Raw genomic sequence first — 14,071 nt, forward strand, 5'->3', positions numbered from 1 at the left:
GGGCGGGGCCGCGGGCGTCAGCCCTTGACCGCGCCCTGCATGATGCCGCCCACGATCTGCTTGCCGAAGACCGCGAAGACCAGCAGCAGCGGCAGCGTGCCCAGCAGCGCGCCCGCCATGATCAGGGACTGGTCGGGGGTGTAGCCGCGGCCCAGGCCCGCGAGGGCGACCTGCACGGTCGGGTTGCCGGTCTGGGTCAGCACCAGGAACGGCCACAGGAAGTCGTTCCAGGTCTGTACGAACATCAGCATCCCGAGCACGGCCATGGCCGGCCGCGCGGCCGGGAACACCACGTGCCACACCACGCGCCAGCTGCTCGCGCCGTCCACCCGGGCGGCCTCGATGATCTCGTCCGGCAGCGCCTGCAGCAGGTACTGCCGCATGAAGAACACACCGAACGCGCTGACCAGCGACGGCAGGATCACCGCCTGCAGCTGGTCGGTCCAGTCCAGCTTGGCCACCATCATGTACAGCGGGATGATGCTGAGCTGCGGCGGCACCATCATCGTGCCGATCACGATCAGCATCAGGGCACCGCGGCCCTTGAAGCGCAGCTTGGCGAAGGCGAAGCCGGCGATCGTCGACAGGAACACGACGGTCGTGGCCGAGATCCCCGCCACGATCGTGGTGTTGACGAACGCCTTGCCCAGGTTGGCGTCCGTCCAGGCGACCTGGAGGTTGTGCATCAGGTTCGAGCCGAACCAGAAGGGCGGCGGGGTCTGGGCCAGCCGGTTGTTGTCGCGGGAGGCGGCGATCGCCGTCCACACCAGCGGCAACAGCGAGCCGACGGTGAACAGGGCCAGGATCACGTACGCGACCGGACCGGCGTGCAGCTGCCCGCCCGCGCGGGCGGCCTTCGGCCGGCGCGTCCGGCGCGGCCCGGCGGCGGGTGTCTCGGGTTTCGTCAGGGTCGTCGTCACGGCCGGTACTCCTTAACTACTGGCTCGCAGCCGGCGCGAGATGACGTAGTTGACGATGCCGATCACGATCAGGATCAGGAACATCGTCCAGGCGATCGCGGAGGCCCGGCCCAGGTGCTGGTTCACCCAGCCCTGCTCGTACAGGTACAGGCCGAGGGTCTGGAACTGGTGCTCCGCGCCGCCGGAGGCGCCCTTGTTGGCGTCGAACAGCAGCGGCTCGCCGAAGACCTGGCTGGCACCGATGGTCGACACCACGGCGGTGAACAGGATCGTCGGACGCAGCTGCGGCAGCGTGACGTGGAAGAACTGCCGGAACCGGTTGGCGCCGTCCAGCGCCGCCGACTCGTACAGGTCCTGCGGGATGGCCTGCATCGCCGCGAGGTAGATCAGCGCGTTGTAGCCCGTCCAGCGCCAGATGATGATCGTGGAGACGGCGATCTGCGAGGGCCACTTGTCGTTCTGCCAGTCGACGTGGTCGAAGCCGACCGAGTGCAGCACCCAGTTGATCATGCCGTAGTCGCGCCCGAAGAGCAGCACGAAGACCAGCGAGGCGGCGGCGATCGAGGTCGCGTACGGCGCGAGCATCGCGACCCGGTAGAAGGTCGAGGCGCGCAGCCTGTAGTTCAGGATGTGCGCCACGCCCATCGCCATCAGCAGCTGCGGGACCGTGGAGATCAGGCCGATGGTCAGGGTGTTCTTCGCCGCGTTCCAGAAGAAGTCGTCGTCGAAGATCCGGGTGTAGTTGCGCAGGCCCGCCCATTCCATGTCGGTCGGCGCGGTCAGCTCCACCGTGTGCAGCGAGGCCCACGCCGTGTAGATCAGCGGGAACAGGCCGAAGGCGACGAAGAGCAGGAAGAACGGCGAGACGAACGCGTACGGACTCCACCGCATGTCCCGCTGCCAGCGGCGGGACAGCCGGGCCCGGCGCCGCTGCTCCGTCTGGTCGAGCACGGCGCCCGCGGCCGGGCGGCCCGGGGCCGCGCCCCCCTCGGCGGGGGGCGCGGCGGTGTCGTGCCGGGTGGCCATACCGGTCACTTCTCCAAATTGTTGTCGATGGTCTTGGTGGCCGTCTTCCAGGCGTCGGCGGCCGACTTGCCCTTCGTCACGAGGATGACGCCGTTGTCCGTCAGGCCCTGCTGGATGATCTGGTCCTTCGGGCCGATCACCTGGTCCGGGATGGACTTGGCGGCTTCGGCGAAGATCTTGCCGATGGGCGCGTCACCGGTCATCTCGTTCTTCCCACCGGTGACCTCGGAGCTGCTGTAGGCGGCCGGCGCGCTCGGGAAGCTGCCCTGGACGGCGAACAGCTTGGCCTGCTGCTCGGGAGCCGTCAGCCAGGTGATGAACTCCGTCGCCTCCTTCACGTGCTTGCCGCTCTTGGGCACGCCCAGGAAGGAGCCACCCCAGTTGCCGCCCTTGGGCGGCACGGCGACGTCCCACTTGCCGGCCGCGTCCGGCTGCGACTTGCCCTTGATGGTGCCGAGCATCCAGGGCGGGCAGGAGACGGTGGCGAACTTGTTGTTCGCGATCGTCTGGTCCCAGGCCGGCTGGAACTGGGTCTGCGGCTGGACCAGACCCTTCTCGGCGGCCTTGGAGGTCAGGTCGAAGGCGGCCTTGACGGCGGGGTTCGTCTTGTAGATGACCTGGCCGGAGGAGTCGTAGAACTTCTCCCCCTCACTGGCGAGGATCGCGTTGATCAGACCACCGGGGGAGTCCATGAAGAAGGTGCCCGAGGGCGCCTTCTTCTTGTAGTCCTCGCCCACCTGGAGGAACTTGTTCCAGTCGCCCGCCCACAGCTTGCCGACCTCGTCGCGGTCGGTGGGCAGTCCGGCCTGCTCGAAGAGGTCCTTGCGGTAGCAGATCGCCATCGGGCCGATGTCGGTGCCGAGGCCGATGACCTGGCCGTCCTGGGTGGCGGCCTGCTGCCACTTCCAGCTCAGCCAGTTGCTCTTGTCCACGCCCGATGCCTTGGAGAGGTCCTCGAACTTGCCCGCCTGGGTGGCGACGACCTCGGCGATGTTGCCGACCTCGATGGCCTGGACGTCCATCAGGCCGCTGTTGGTGGTGAGGTGGTTGACGAGCGCCGGGTAGTAGTTCTCGTTCCGCTCGACGACGTTTTCCTGGATCTTGATGTCCGAGTGCAGCTTCTCGTACTCGGCGTAGAGGCCGGCCTCCTTGAAGCCCATGGTGCCGAAAAGACCCAGCGTGATCGTGGTCTTGCCACCGCCGCTGCCGCCGTCCGGTGAGCCGGACTTCTCTCCGCTGTCCTTGGAGCAGCCGGCCAGCAGCCCGACGCCCAGTGACGCGGCTGCCGCCAGGACCACCGCCTTGCGGGAGGTGGAAAATCGTGCTCGCATTGCGTCCTCCTGTTGCCCTGACGTGCCGACCCCCCGGCCAACTGCATGGTTGGGCCCGTTGTGTGTTCGCTGCGGCTCGGGCGGGGAACGTGCGGGTTGTGTATGTGTCAGGTACTGTGGGAGCGCTCCCACAAGTGATGTGTTGAAGAGTTGCGGGTTCGGGCGGGGGTGTCAAGGGTGTGAGCGAGGACAAATTCGTTCAGTTATCGGCCTGTTAACTAACGCGGGGAGTCGGGAGATTGACCTTCCGGGAGGGAGGGCCTCGCCCGTCCGGACGGTCGGGCGAGGCCACGGGCGGAACCGGAGCGACTGCCCCCGGGGTCGTCCTCGGGGGCGACCCCGGGAGCGACCCCCGTTCGAGGAGGACTGTTAGATTCCAGGCCAAAGCGGTTTTGACGGCGGAAGGGCGGAGCCAATGGCAGGCGCAGGCCACGGAGCACGGGGCCGGAGCGGCGGTCGACCGACCCTCGAAGAGGTCGCCGCACGGGCAGGCGTCGGCCGTGGAACCGTCTCCCGGGTGATCAACGGCTCACCCCGGGTCAGCGACGCCACCCGCGCCGCGGTGGAGGCGGCGGTCGCCGAACTCGGCTACGTCCCCAACACGGCCGCCCGCGCCCTGGCCGCCAACCGCACGGACGCGATCGCCCTGGTCGTCCCCGAACCGGAGACCCGCTTCTTCGCCGAGCCGTACTTCTCGGACATGCTGCGGGGCGTCGGCGCCGGACTGTCGGACACGGAGATGCAGCTGCTGCTGACCTTCGCCGGCAGTGACCGCAAGCGGCAGCGGCTGGCACAGTACCTGGCGGCCCACCGCGTCGACGGTGTCCTGCTGGTCTCGGTGCACGCGGACGACCCCCTGCCGGACATGCTGGCCCAGCTGGAGATCCCGGCGGTGATCAGCGGCCCGCGTTCGGCGGGGGAGACCCTGACCTCGGTGGACTCCGACAACTACGGCGGAGCCCGTTCGGCGGTGGAGCACCTGCTGGCCCGGGGCCGCCGCACCATCGCCCACATCACCGGGCACCTGGACGTCTACGGCGCCCAGCGCCGCGTGGACGGCTACCGCGACGCGCTGCGGGACGCGGGCCGGGAGGTCGACGAACTCCTCGTCGCCGAGGGCGACTTCACCGAGGAGGGCGGCCGTCGTGCGATGGCCCGTCTGCTCGCCCACCGCCCCGACCTGGACGCTGTCTTCGCCGCCTCGGACGTCACGGCGGCCGGCGCCCGGCAGGTGCTGCGCGAGGCGGGCCGCCGCATCCCCGACGACGTGGCCCTCGTCGGCTACGACGACTCCGCCATCGCCCGCCACATGGACCCGCCCCTGACCAGCGTCCGTCAGCCCATAGAGGAGATGGGCCGCGCGATGATCGACCTCCTCCTCGCCGAGATCGCGGACCGCCGCCCGGCCGCCTCCCGGGGCCTGGAGCGGCGGCAGGCGGTGCTGCCTACGGAGCTGGTGGTGCGGGCGTCGTCGTGACGGACCCGGCCCCGTCGCGGGGGACGGCTCCCGCCGCGACGAGAAGGGCGACGGTTTCGGGACAGGACTCGCGGACCGCCCACTCCAGGGGGGAGTGGCCCGTGCCGTGATCCTCCCGGAGGTTCGGATCGGCGCCGTGCGCCAGCAGCTCGCGCACCGTCTCGGTGTGCCCCCAGCAGGCGGCCGCGCACAGGGGCGTGCCTTCCGACTCGCCTCCGCTCTCGGTGTCCGGGCAGGTCCCGGCCGCGAGGAGCAGGCGGGCCATCTCGGCTTCCCCTTGCACGGACGCCGCGTAGAGCGGGGTGGTGCCCTCGCGGTCCGCCCGATCCGGGTCGGCGCCGGCCCGGAGCAGTTCCTCCGCGCGGGCGGTGTCGCCCAGATGGGCCGCTTCGACGAGGTGCCGGGAGAGTTTCTTGAGCTGCCGCCGGTTCATGACCGCCGAGACTAGTGCCCCGGCAGGCAACGTTCGCCCCGTCGCGACGCCCGGCACTCCCCCAAGCTCTCCGAGCAGGGGGAACCCCCACCCCCGAGCTCTCCGAGCAGGGGGACCCCCAGAGCACGCACCGGACGCCGCTCCTTGACGGGCGAACGTTGCCTGCCGGGGCACTAGCGGCCGGGCATCTCGAATCGCGCGTCCTGTTGGATTTCAGCCTTCAGCCGGGCGGTCCTGTGCCAGGAGGAGGGCCAACGGCCCGGCGCCGGTGGGCCCGGGGCGAGCCCAGCGTTGGAAGGGCACGGGCACGGCTGAACCCCGGGGAGGCGGAGGTCGCACCAGCCCGCGTCCCCGTTCCGCTTCGCCGCTGACGTTGCGGACCGCAGGGCTGCCGGGCATCTCGTCGTGTACGGGGATGCGCAGGAAGCCGTCGCGGACAGCCAAGGCCAAGGTGCCCCGTGTTCCGCCGCTGTGCACGACGGCAAGGGTGACCAGCTCCGAGACGATGAGCGTCGCGTCGTCGACCAGCCCCGCCAATCCGCAGTATGTGAGCTGGGCCGCGGTCACGCGCCGGGCCATCTGCACGCGCCGGACGCCGAGTCCGGCGTTGCTGCGCCCCGTGCCGCGCGGAGGGACGATGAAGCAGAGCATCCGTGTCCGGCCCGCCCGGGAACGGCAGGGCAGCGCCCACGCCTACGCGGTGCTCGCACAGCGGCGATTCCGGTACGGACATCCGGAGGCCTCGTGCGAGTCGTGGCGGCGGTCCCTCGACGAGTACGAGCACGTGTCCTCCGTCCGCGGTGACGACCACTTCGCGGGGGTGCGTACGGATCTCGCTCCGTACGCCAGGACCCGAGCGACGAGGGAACTCGCCGGACGGGTGCGCGAGGTCGTCGCCGCGAAGTCCTGAACCGGGGGCCTTCGAGGGGGGACTGTCGGTACGCTGACCGGTCCCGTCGAGCCTGTGGGACCGGAGGTCTGTATGGCTGATCAGCCCCTCAAAGCGCACTTCTCCGAAAACATCACCCTTCCGGATGGCCGGAAGGTCCGTGTCAGCGCCTATCCCGACGGCAGCATCCGGTTCCGCGTGGACGGCCTGCCGTACGTCCTGACCGAGGCGTACCTCAGCGGAAACCCCGAGAAGAACCAAGCGATCGTGAAGCTCTCGCCCGGCAAGCAGGGCAGCAACGCCTCCAAGAACTACGTGGAATGGCTGGAGAGCAAGAACAACAGCCAGACGCAAGAAAGCGCCACCGGCCTCCGTGAGGGAGATCAGGGCGGTCCGTAACTCTTGCTGGAGAGACCACGGGCAGAGTACGAGAGTCAGACCTCGGGGACCTTGGGTTTCGCCCACGGGGCAGGGGCGGGAGGCCACTTGGTATCCGGTCCGGTGAACTTCGGTTTGCGCTGTCATGCCCCGCGGCTGTCGATGACGCCCTCAACGGGCAGGGCCGGGACCTCGTGCGCACTGCATTGGAGGGTGGGCCTCCAGCAGTTCGCTGATCCGGGCTTCCAGGGGACGGCGTTGCTCGTGGACGGCGGCCGGCGATCCGGCGAGGGACGGCACGATGACATCGAGGGTGCTGGTGCCGGGGGACGGCGACGGTTTGTTCGTCGAATGCGTCGAAGATGTCGCCCACCAGGCGGTTGGAGGTGCGGGTGGCCTCGCCGGTGAGGTCATCGTCCAACCCCACGGGCATGGCCGGCTGGGCGGCGGCCGGGCCTCTCGTCAGCGGTCAGTCGGTGTCCTCGGGCCCGGTGACACCACTCCGGGGTCGTCCGTTCGAGAAGGGGGCAACAGTCATGCCGGGCCCAGAGGCCAGGGGCTCCTTGTGGGACCACGAAGAAGGTAACGGGGCTCATGGCATCTGCCCTGCTGAAAGAGTGAGCATCCGGCAGGTGAATGACACTTGCGCACTCAAATGAGCGGCAGGTGAACGCTGGAGGCCGAGATGCTCCCGCTTTTCAGAGGGGTAGGTGCCTCCCCGCCGGGCGTCGGGGGCGTGTCCCACGACGGAGTGCGGGTGATCAAGCCCTTCGCGTTCCGGTTCGGGGGCGGGTTGTCGGACCCCTGACGCCTGGCAGCCCCTCAGGAAGGGTTCGGGGTAATGATTTCCCGGCAAAATCTCAGTCGCCCGAGTATCCGAAGATCCCCAGGTGGGTTGGCTTGCCGTCGGTGTACAGGAGGACGTACACGCCGGTCCACCGCATACGGCACTCGTCGAGCAGCGTCTCTTCAGGGTCCGGCGGAAGTCTGTTGGCCGAGCGGGCCCGGGTGAGCAGTTCCTCGAACTGGCCGGGCGTCGGCCGGCCGGTACCGAAGTGGTGCACAATGCGGTCGTGCGCCAGCGGGTGAAGCGTCCCGTAGTCGTCGGCGTTGTGCCGCGACGGGGCGGTGGTCGTGCGGACGACGCACTGGATGTCGAGGATCGAGTGGGTTCCCTCCTCCCCCATGAACTCCTCGTCCCTCCACAGTTCCTCAAGACACCGGTACGTGTTGTCGTTGCCGTAAAGCTCCTGAAAAACCTCCGAGTGCAGAGCCTCCAGGGACTCCTCGACGCTGCCTTTGCACGGAGTGACGTATTCCCAACTGCTGGCACCCATCGCGCCGCCCTTCCCGGTGTGAGATCCGCGAGACCGGCGCCACCGTAGAGGAAGGCACTGACACCGACCCCGGCGGTCGCGTCATGATGCCGCCCGTGCAAGGAGTGGGGCGCGGCAACCTTCCGGCGCAGAATCCCGTGACGCGCGTGGCTCCGCCTGGAGGAGTCGCCGTCGGCCTTCTCCACTGCCGATGCGCATCGCCACCCACCGTGGTGTTCCGAGCCCGTCCGGGGCTCCAGGCGTGACGTCTGCCGCGCCCCCATGGGAACCGCGATTCGTCATGCGACGGCGACTTCTCCCTCCCCCTGCCTTGCCGTCATCCGCGAATCAGCCCGCTCAATCCGGATTTCACGCCAAACCTTTCCTCGCGTTCCATGTCCGGGGTATGTCGCAGAAGCCCGTGCCACCTGCAATGACAGGAAGTCATGCACAGCTGCGCCGGGGTTTCTACCCGTCCCGGGGAAGTGATGTCAAGTCGCCGGACATTGCTGACGCTTGACTCCTTTTACGGACAGTTGAGGCCGAAGCGAGATGCTGAATGTCCGTTATTTCTGCTCGCTGGACAGGTCTTCTCGGCGCCCTGTATAAACGCCCGGCTCACGAAACAGCGAAATGGCATATGTGAGAGGGCGAAATCTCATGGGCGCCACGTCCCCGAAATCCACGACCGGGCAACCGTCTTCCGGGGGAGGTGCGTGAGGAACTCTCCGGAATCCCCGAGTCCGGATCCGGGATCGTCGGCAGCACGGCCCAGAGCACTAGCCAGCACGTACGAGACAACCCGAGGGAAGACCATGAGCTCCACAAGATCCCGTTCCCACCGCACACACCCCGGCAAGCGCCGGCTCTGGCTGGCCGTCGGTGCCACGGTGCTCGGCGGCGCGGGTCTGGCCACGGCCGCCGTCACCTTCGCTCCCGATGACTCCACGGACACCACGGGAGCCCGCCCGGCCAGTGCGAACACGATCGCGCTCGCCGGCTCCAGCGGCTCCGAGCGCACCCTTCCCCGCACCGACACCAAGGCCTTCTCGCTGCTCGGTGTCTCGTGGAAGGACCGCGCCAAGAACTTCGACGGCACCGCCCAGATCCGCACCCGCAGCGCCGCCACCGGTGAGTGGACCGACTGGCGCGACCTCGACTTCGACACGGTCGCACCCGAGACCGCCGAAGGCCGCGCCCCGGGCATCCGCGGCGCCTCCGAACCGCTGTGGGTGGGTCCCTCCGACGCGGTCGAGGCACGGGTTGTCGCCAACGGCAAGCAGACCACCGTTCCCGACGGACTGCGCCTCGACATGATCGACCCCGGCACCACTCCCGACGGCAAGGCCAAGGGCAACGGCAACGGCCAGGAGAAGGGCCGGGGCAACGACAACGGCAACGGCCAGGGGAAGGGCCAGGGCAACGGCCAGGGCCAGGGCCAGGGCAACGGCAACGATCAGGGCAACGACAACGGCAACGGTCAGGGCAAGGGCGGCACGAAACCGGGCAACTCCGCGGGGGACAGCTCGGCCACCGCTCCGCAGCCGTCCGCCTCCCTCACCTCCCCTGCCGACAACGGCACCGCACCGGACACGGCCCCGTCCAGCACACCCGCCGACGACGCCGACAACGGCGACGACGACAGCGCCCAGGACGGCGCGCCCTCCACCGCTCCCGAGGCCACCGCCGACGACGGCACGAGCACGCCGGAACCGACCGGCCCGGCCGACAGCACCACCGAAGAACCCGCGGCCACTGCGAGCACCGCCCCGGACGCCCAGCCGACCACCAGCACCGAGCCCACCGGCCCGGCGGACTCCGACAGCTCCAGCGCCCCCGCCGACGACACCCGGCCGGAACCGGCCGACCCGGCGCCCGAGACCACCGACGCCACCTCCGAGCCGTCCGCCCCGTCGGCGACCGAGACGGCCACGCCCACCGAGCCCACCGCCCCCGCGATCGTCGACCGCGCCGCATGGGGCGCCGACGAGTCCCTGGTCGAGGACCCGCCCGAGTACCTGGACAAGGTCAAGGCCGTCTTCGTCCACCACACCGCCGGCACCAACGACTACAGCTGTGTCGACTCACCCGACATCATCCGCGCGATCCTCGTCTACCACGTGGAGAGCAACGGCTGGAACGACATCGGCTACAACTTCTTCGTCGACAAGTGCGGCACCGTCTTCGAAGGCCGCGCCGGCGGAGTCGACAAGCGGGTGCGCGGCGCCCACACCTACGGCTTCAACGGTGACTCCGCCGGCATATCCCTGCTCGGCGACTACGAGAACGGCGGCACCCCCACCGCCGCGGCCAAGCAGGCCATCGCCGACCTCGCCGCCTGGAAGCTCGGCCTGGACGGCGTCAGCCCCCAGGCCCGGGTCACCCTCACCGCGGCGGGCGACAACGACCTGTACAAGGCCGGTCAGAAGGTCATATTCCACACCATCTCCGGCCACCGGGACGGCTTCGCCACCCTCTGCCCGGGCAAGACCCTCTACTCCGCACTGCCCGGCATCCGCACCGCTGCCGGACAGTCCCGCTACGCCACGCACTGACCCACCCGGCGATGCCGCCGTCCCCGCCTCCACCACCGGGGACGGCGGCTCCGTCGCCTTCTGTCTTCTGTGATGTCTGTGATGTTCCGGAAGCGGGATCCGCTTGGTGAAGGGGAGCCCTCGAGGGGCCTCCGCAGCGAGCGAAGGGGTGGGATTTCATGGGGGAAGCGGGCGTGCACATGCCGGAGGCGGAGGGGATGCGCTCGTACGCGGCGGCCTTTGTCGCCCACGTCACGGACCGCAGACGACTGCCTCTGGACTACTCGGTGGGGAGCCTGCGGATCGTCGACTTCCTGATCGACGGCCTGCGCAAGGGCGGTGCTCCGCGGGAGCGGGTGGACGAGACGCTCTTCGGGCTCGGTGCCTACGTCGGTGAGGTTCTGGTGCGCCAGGCCGGGGCGGCGTGGGTGGACTTCGACGCGGACCAGCAGGCCTACTTCACGCAGCCCGTCGGCGTCCGCATGCCGGACGGGCGTCTGTGGAACCCGCTGGGCAAGGTCCTCAACCGCTTCCAGGCCGGCGGGCCGGGGGAGTCCTTGCAGACCTTCTACCTGACCCTGCACGGGCGGCTGCGGCGGGCCGTTGCCGCGGATCCACGGGGGGCCTGTGGCGCGCCCGGCACGGGCAGGCCGAGGCGGGTGTCGGGCCCGGTCACCACGCGAAGAGCCCGAAGCGGGCCCCGCAGCCGCTCCGATCAGCTGTGAGGTGAAGGAACGCCGTACCTCGGCGCGGCGGCCCACACCCTGAGGCACGCAAAAGGCCGGTGGCCCTGTCGCAGGGCCACCGGCCTTCTGGTGAAGGGTGAGTGACGGGACTCGAACCCGCGGCATCCTGGACCACAACCAGGTGCTCTACCAGCTGAGCTACACCCACCATGACCGGTCACACGGGATTCCGTGGTTTCCCTGACCGGCCGAGAAGAAGTCTACAGGGTCCGAAGGGGTGCTCGCGCCCAGATTGCGCGGCGCCCCCTCGGGGGACCCGGTCAGCCCACCTGTGCGGGCAGGACGTGCTTCGCGGCGATCGCCTTGGCGGTGTCGGAGTCGGGGCCGGGCGGCGGGACGAAGACGGCCTCGCGGTAGTAGCGCAACTCCGCGATGGACTCGCGGATGTCGGCGAGGGCGCGGTGGTTGCCGTTCTTCTGCGGGCTGTTGAAGTAGGCCCGCGGGTACCAGCGGCGGGCGAGTTCCTTGATCGAGGACACGTCGACGATCCGGTAGTGGAGGTACGCCTCCAGTGTCGGCATGTCGCGCAGCAGGAAGCCGCGGTCGGTGCCGACCGAGTTGCCGCACAGGGGGGCCTTGCCGGGTTCCTTCACGTACTCCCGTACGTAGGCCATGACCTGTTCCTCGGCGTCCTTGAGCGTCGTGCCGCCGGCCAGCTCGGCGAGCAGGCCGGACGCGGTGTGCATCTCACGCACCACCTCGGGCATCGTCTCCAGCGCGGAGTCCGGCGGCCGGATGACGATGTCGACGCCCTCGCCGAGCACGTTCAGTTCGGAGTCGGTGACGAGGGCGGCCACTTCGATGAGCGCGTCGTCGGACAGCGAGAGGCCGGTCATCTCGCAGTCGATCCACACCATGCGATCGTTCATATGTCTCACCATACGGCGAGCCGCCGTGGGCAGAACCGACCGTGCGGCGTCCTTAGTCCCGACGATGACCGGCAGGGCCGCGCACGTGCCCGGGACGGAGCCCCGGAGCGGGGCCCTCCATGCCGGTGAGACGCCTGGGTGGGCGGGAAAGGCATTCCCGCCCACCCCAGCGGCGAGCTACCCGCTCCGCTGCCCCGGCACGCTCGCCGACAGGGCTGTCGGAGTGCGGCGGCCCTGGTGCGGGACGTAACCATCCGGGTGGTGGTGGGAGGGGACGGGCGAGGACGCCATGGCGCCGCCCGTGGGGGCCGGCGTGGGCGTCGGGCCCGCAGGGGCGGCGGCGTCCGCCGGGCGCTCGGTCTGCGGGCGTCGCGCCCGGTACGCCGCCCGGTACGCCGCCGGCGACGAGCCCAGCTGCCGCCGGAAGTGGCCGCGCAGGGCCACCGGGGAGCGGAAGCCGCAGCGGCTCGCGACCTCGTCCACCGAGTAGTCCGACGTCTCCAGCAGGCGCTGCGCCTGCAGCACCCGTTGCGTGATCAGCCACTGCAGCGGCGCGCTGCCGGTCAGCGAGCGGAAGCGGCGGTCGAACGTACGACGGCTCATGTACGCCCGTGCCGCCAGGGTCTCCACGTCGAACTGCTCGTGGAGGTGCTCCAGGGCCCAGGCGACGACCTCGGCCAGCGGGTCGGCGCCGATCTCCTCGGGTAAAGAGCGGTCCAGGTAGCGTTCCTGGCCTCCGCTCCGGCGGGGCGGGACCACCAGCCGCCGGGCCAGCGCGCCCGCCGCCTCGTTGCCGTGGTCCGAGCGCACGATGTGCAGGCACAGGTCGATCCCGGCGGCCGTGCCCGCCGACGTCAGCACGTCGCCGTCGTCGACGAACAGCTCCCGCGGATCGACGTGCACCGACGGATAGCGCTTGGCCAGCGTCGGCGCGTACATCCAGTGTGTGGTCGCCGGGCGGCCGTCCAGCAGGCCGGCCGCGGCCACTACGAAGGCCCCGGTGCACAGGCCCACGATGCGGGCACCTTCCTCGTGCGCCCGGCGCAGCGCGTCGAGCGACTCCTGAGGTGGCGGAGAGGTGATCGAGCGCCAGGCCGGCACGACGACCGTGCCCGCCCGCGAGATCGCCTCCAGGCCATGCGGTGCGGTGAGTTCCAGGCCCCCTGTGGTCCGCAGTGGGCCGTCCTCGCCGCCGCACACCAGCAGTCGGTAGCGCGGCACGCCGGCGTCCTGGCGGTCAACCCCGAACACCGACAGGGGTATGGAACTCTCGAAGATGGGGCCGCCGCTGAACAGCAGCACCGCGACGATCTCCTTGCGGCGTCGCCCGGACAGTTTCCGGGCCGCGGTTTCCGGCGCGGCAGTGGAGTCGTGGCTCATCCTGCTAAGCCCCCCTCGGTGGTCGCGGCTCCTCGGTTGTGTCGCTCCTGCACGTTTCCCCTCGGTCCTGCACGAGTCCCCCGCCGTAAGACAGTCAAGATCGAATCTACTGTGTCACGCCGTGCCGCGGTGGCCGGTTCACCACCCGGCAGATTGTCGACATGGCAACTTGGCGTGAAGCATTCGATCACGAAGCGTTGCACTCGGGGAGGGTGCGGGGAAGTGCGCCTTGTCGCGGTGGCCAAACCGCGTAGGGTGCGTGAGGCTCCTGAGTACCTTTCTTCGCAGGTCAGACGGGGGGTGGGGGGTATTTCGGCAGGAGAATGCGCAGGCGCGAGAAGTTGGCTGAAAACATACGTCCGTGTGCACGGAAACCGGTCAGTCGACCGGTGTCGCCGCGCCCGGGCGCCGACCGCCCCGGTGAGCCCCCGTCCCGGTCCTGTGGTGACGGCCGCGGTGCGGCACGTGCTCCTCGCCGCGCAGCCGGGCCGCCCCGCGCTCCGACCGGCGCAGCAGGACCCGGCAGACCCCGGTGACGGCCGCGAGGCCCAGCGCGGTGCCGGTGGCGCCGGCGAGCGAGGTGCCGTACCAGAGCAGGACCACCGGGACGACGGCGCAGCCGAAGGCGGACCAGCGGATCACTTCGCCCACGCTGTCGTCCCCCGCGCCGGCTCCCGCGTCCCTCCCGGGACGGGGGCTCACCGGGGCGGTCGGCGCCCGGGCGCGGCGACACCGGTCGACTGACCGGTTTCCGTGCACACGGACGTATGTT

Annotated in this window: 13 protein-coding genes, 1 tRNA gene and 1 pseudogene; 5 read left to right on the forward strand and 10 right to left on the reverse strand. The window is 69.9% G+C overall.

Going from position 1 to position 14,071, the window contains the following annotated elements:
• Window positions 1-17: 17 nt before the first annotated feature.
• The 3 genes from C1I97_RS16435 to C1I97_RS16445 are packed head-to-tail and all read right to left on the reverse strand — an operon-like array spanning window position 18 to window position 3,277.
• A complete protein-coding gene (locus tag C1I97_RS16435; RefSeq protein WP_111003971.1) occupies window positions 18-920 on the reverse strand; it encodes a carbohydrate ABC transporter permease in 903 nt (300 codons plus the stop codon).
• A 12-nt stretch (window positions 921-932) separates the two neighbouring features.
• Window positions 933-1,946 (reverse strand): carbohydrate ABC transporter permease, encoded by a 1,014-nt coding sequence (locus C1I97_RS16440; protein WP_111003972.1) that lies wholly within the window; start codon window positions 1,944-1,946, stop codon window positions 933-935.
• A 5-nt stretch (window positions 1,947-1,951) separates the two neighbouring features.
• Window positions 1,952-3,277, reverse strand: coding sequence for an ABC transporter substrate-binding protein (locus C1I97_RS16445; RefSeq protein WP_111003973.1), 1,326 nt, complete (start codon window positions 3,275-3,277; stop codon window positions 1,952-1,954).
• Between the two features lie 415 nt (window positions 3,278-3,692).
• Between C1I97_RS16445 and C1I97_RS16450 the strand changes: the two genes are divergently transcribed.
• On the forward strand, window positions 3,693-4,754 hold the full coding sequence (locus tag C1I97_RS16450; RefSeq protein ID WP_111003974.1) for a LacI family DNA-binding transcriptional regulator: 1,062 nt from the start codon (window positions 3,693-3,695) through the stop codon (window positions 4,752-4,754).
• Here the strand turns inward: C1I97_RS16450 and C1I97_RS16455 are convergent.
• Window positions 4,723-5,187, reverse strand: a complete 465-nt coding sequence (locus C1I97_RS16455) for an ankyrin repeat domain-containing protein (RefSeq protein ID WP_111003975.1) — start codon at window positions 5,185-5,187, stop codon at window positions 4,723-4,725. The two genes, C1I97_RS16450 and C1I97_RS16455, sit on opposite strands and share 32 nt — an antisense overlap.
• A 487-nt stretch (window positions 5,188-5,674) precedes the next feature.
• Between C1I97_RS16455 and C1I97_RS39925 the strand changes: the two genes are divergently transcribed.
• Window positions 5,675-6,097, forward strand: coding sequence for a hypothetical protein (locus C1I97_RS39925; RefSeq protein ID WP_181446751.1), 423 nt, complete (start codon window positions 5,675-5,677; stop codon window positions 6,095-6,097).
• Between the two features lie 72 nt (window positions 6,098-6,169).
• Complete coding sequence (locus C1I97_RS16470; protein ID WP_111003977.1) at window positions 6,170-6,475, forward strand: hypothetical protein; 306 nt, start codon at window positions 6,170-6,172, stop codon at window positions 6,473-6,475.
• Window positions 6,476-6,655: 180 nt separating this feature from the next.
• On the opposite strand, the pseudogene C1I97_RS16475 reads toward C1I97_RS16470, so the two are convergent.
• Window positions 6,656-6,845: pseudogene (locus C1I97_RS16475) on the reverse strand (IS110 family transposase); the annotation flags it as partial.
• Window positions 6,846-7,314: 469 nt separating this feature from the next.
• Window positions 7,315-7,791 carry a hypothetical protein gene (locus C1I97_RS16480; protein ID WP_111003978.1) on the reverse strand — a complete coding sequence of 159 codons (477 nt, stop codon included), beginning with the start codon at window positions 7,789-7,791 and terminating at the stop codon, window positions 7,315-7,317.
• A gap of 794 nt (window positions 7,792-8,585) precedes the next feature.
• Here C1I97_RS16480 and C1I97_RS16485 point away from each other — a divergent pair.
• Window positions 8,586-10,325 (forward strand): peptidoglycan recognition protein family protein, encoded by a 1,740-nt coding sequence (locus tag C1I97_RS16485; protein ID WP_111003979.1) that lies wholly within the window; start codon window positions 8,586-8,588, stop codon window positions 10,323-10,325.
• A 158-nt stretch (window positions 10,326-10,483) separates the two neighbouring features.
• Complete coding sequence (locus C1I97_RS16490) at window positions 10,484-11,029, forward strand: hypothetical protein (RefSeq protein ID WP_309147803.1); 546 nt, start codon at window positions 10,484-10,486, stop codon at window positions 11,027-11,029.
• 96 nt (window positions 11,030-11,125) lie between these two features.
• Here the strand turns inward: C1I97_RS16490 and C1I97_RS16495 are convergent.
• From C1I97_RS16495 to C1I97_RS16510, 4 genes are all read right to left on the reverse strand, one after another.
• Window positions 11,126-11,198, reverse strand: a tRNA-His gene (locus tag C1I97_RS16495).
• A 112-nt stretch (window positions 11,199-11,310) separates the two neighbouring features.
• On the reverse strand, window positions 11,311-11,919 hold the full coding sequence (gene orn / locus C1I97_RS16500; protein WP_111003980.1) for an oligoribonuclease: 609 nt from the start codon (window positions 11,917-11,919) through the stop codon (window positions 11,311-11,313).
• 177 nt (window positions 11,920-12,096) lie between these two features.
• On the reverse strand, window positions 12,097-13,299 hold the full coding sequence (locus C1I97_RS16505) for a helix-turn-helix domain-containing protein (RefSeq protein WP_111003981.1): 1,203 nt from the start codon (window positions 13,297-13,299) through the stop codon (window positions 12,097-12,099).
• Between the two features lie 378 nt (window positions 13,300-13,677).
• Window positions 13,678-13,950: a hypothetical protein gene (locus tag C1I97_RS16510; protein ID WP_309147804.1), complete on the reverse strand. Its 273-nt coding sequence runs from the start codon at window positions 13,948-13,950 to the stop codon at window positions 13,678-13,680.
• Between the last annotated feature and the right edge of the window lie 121 nt (window positions 13,951-14,071).

Source organism: Streptomyces sp. NTH33, assembly GCF_003236365.1.
Classification (GTDB): Bacteria; Actinomycetota; Actinomycetes; order Streptomycetales; family Streptomycetaceae; genus Streptomyces.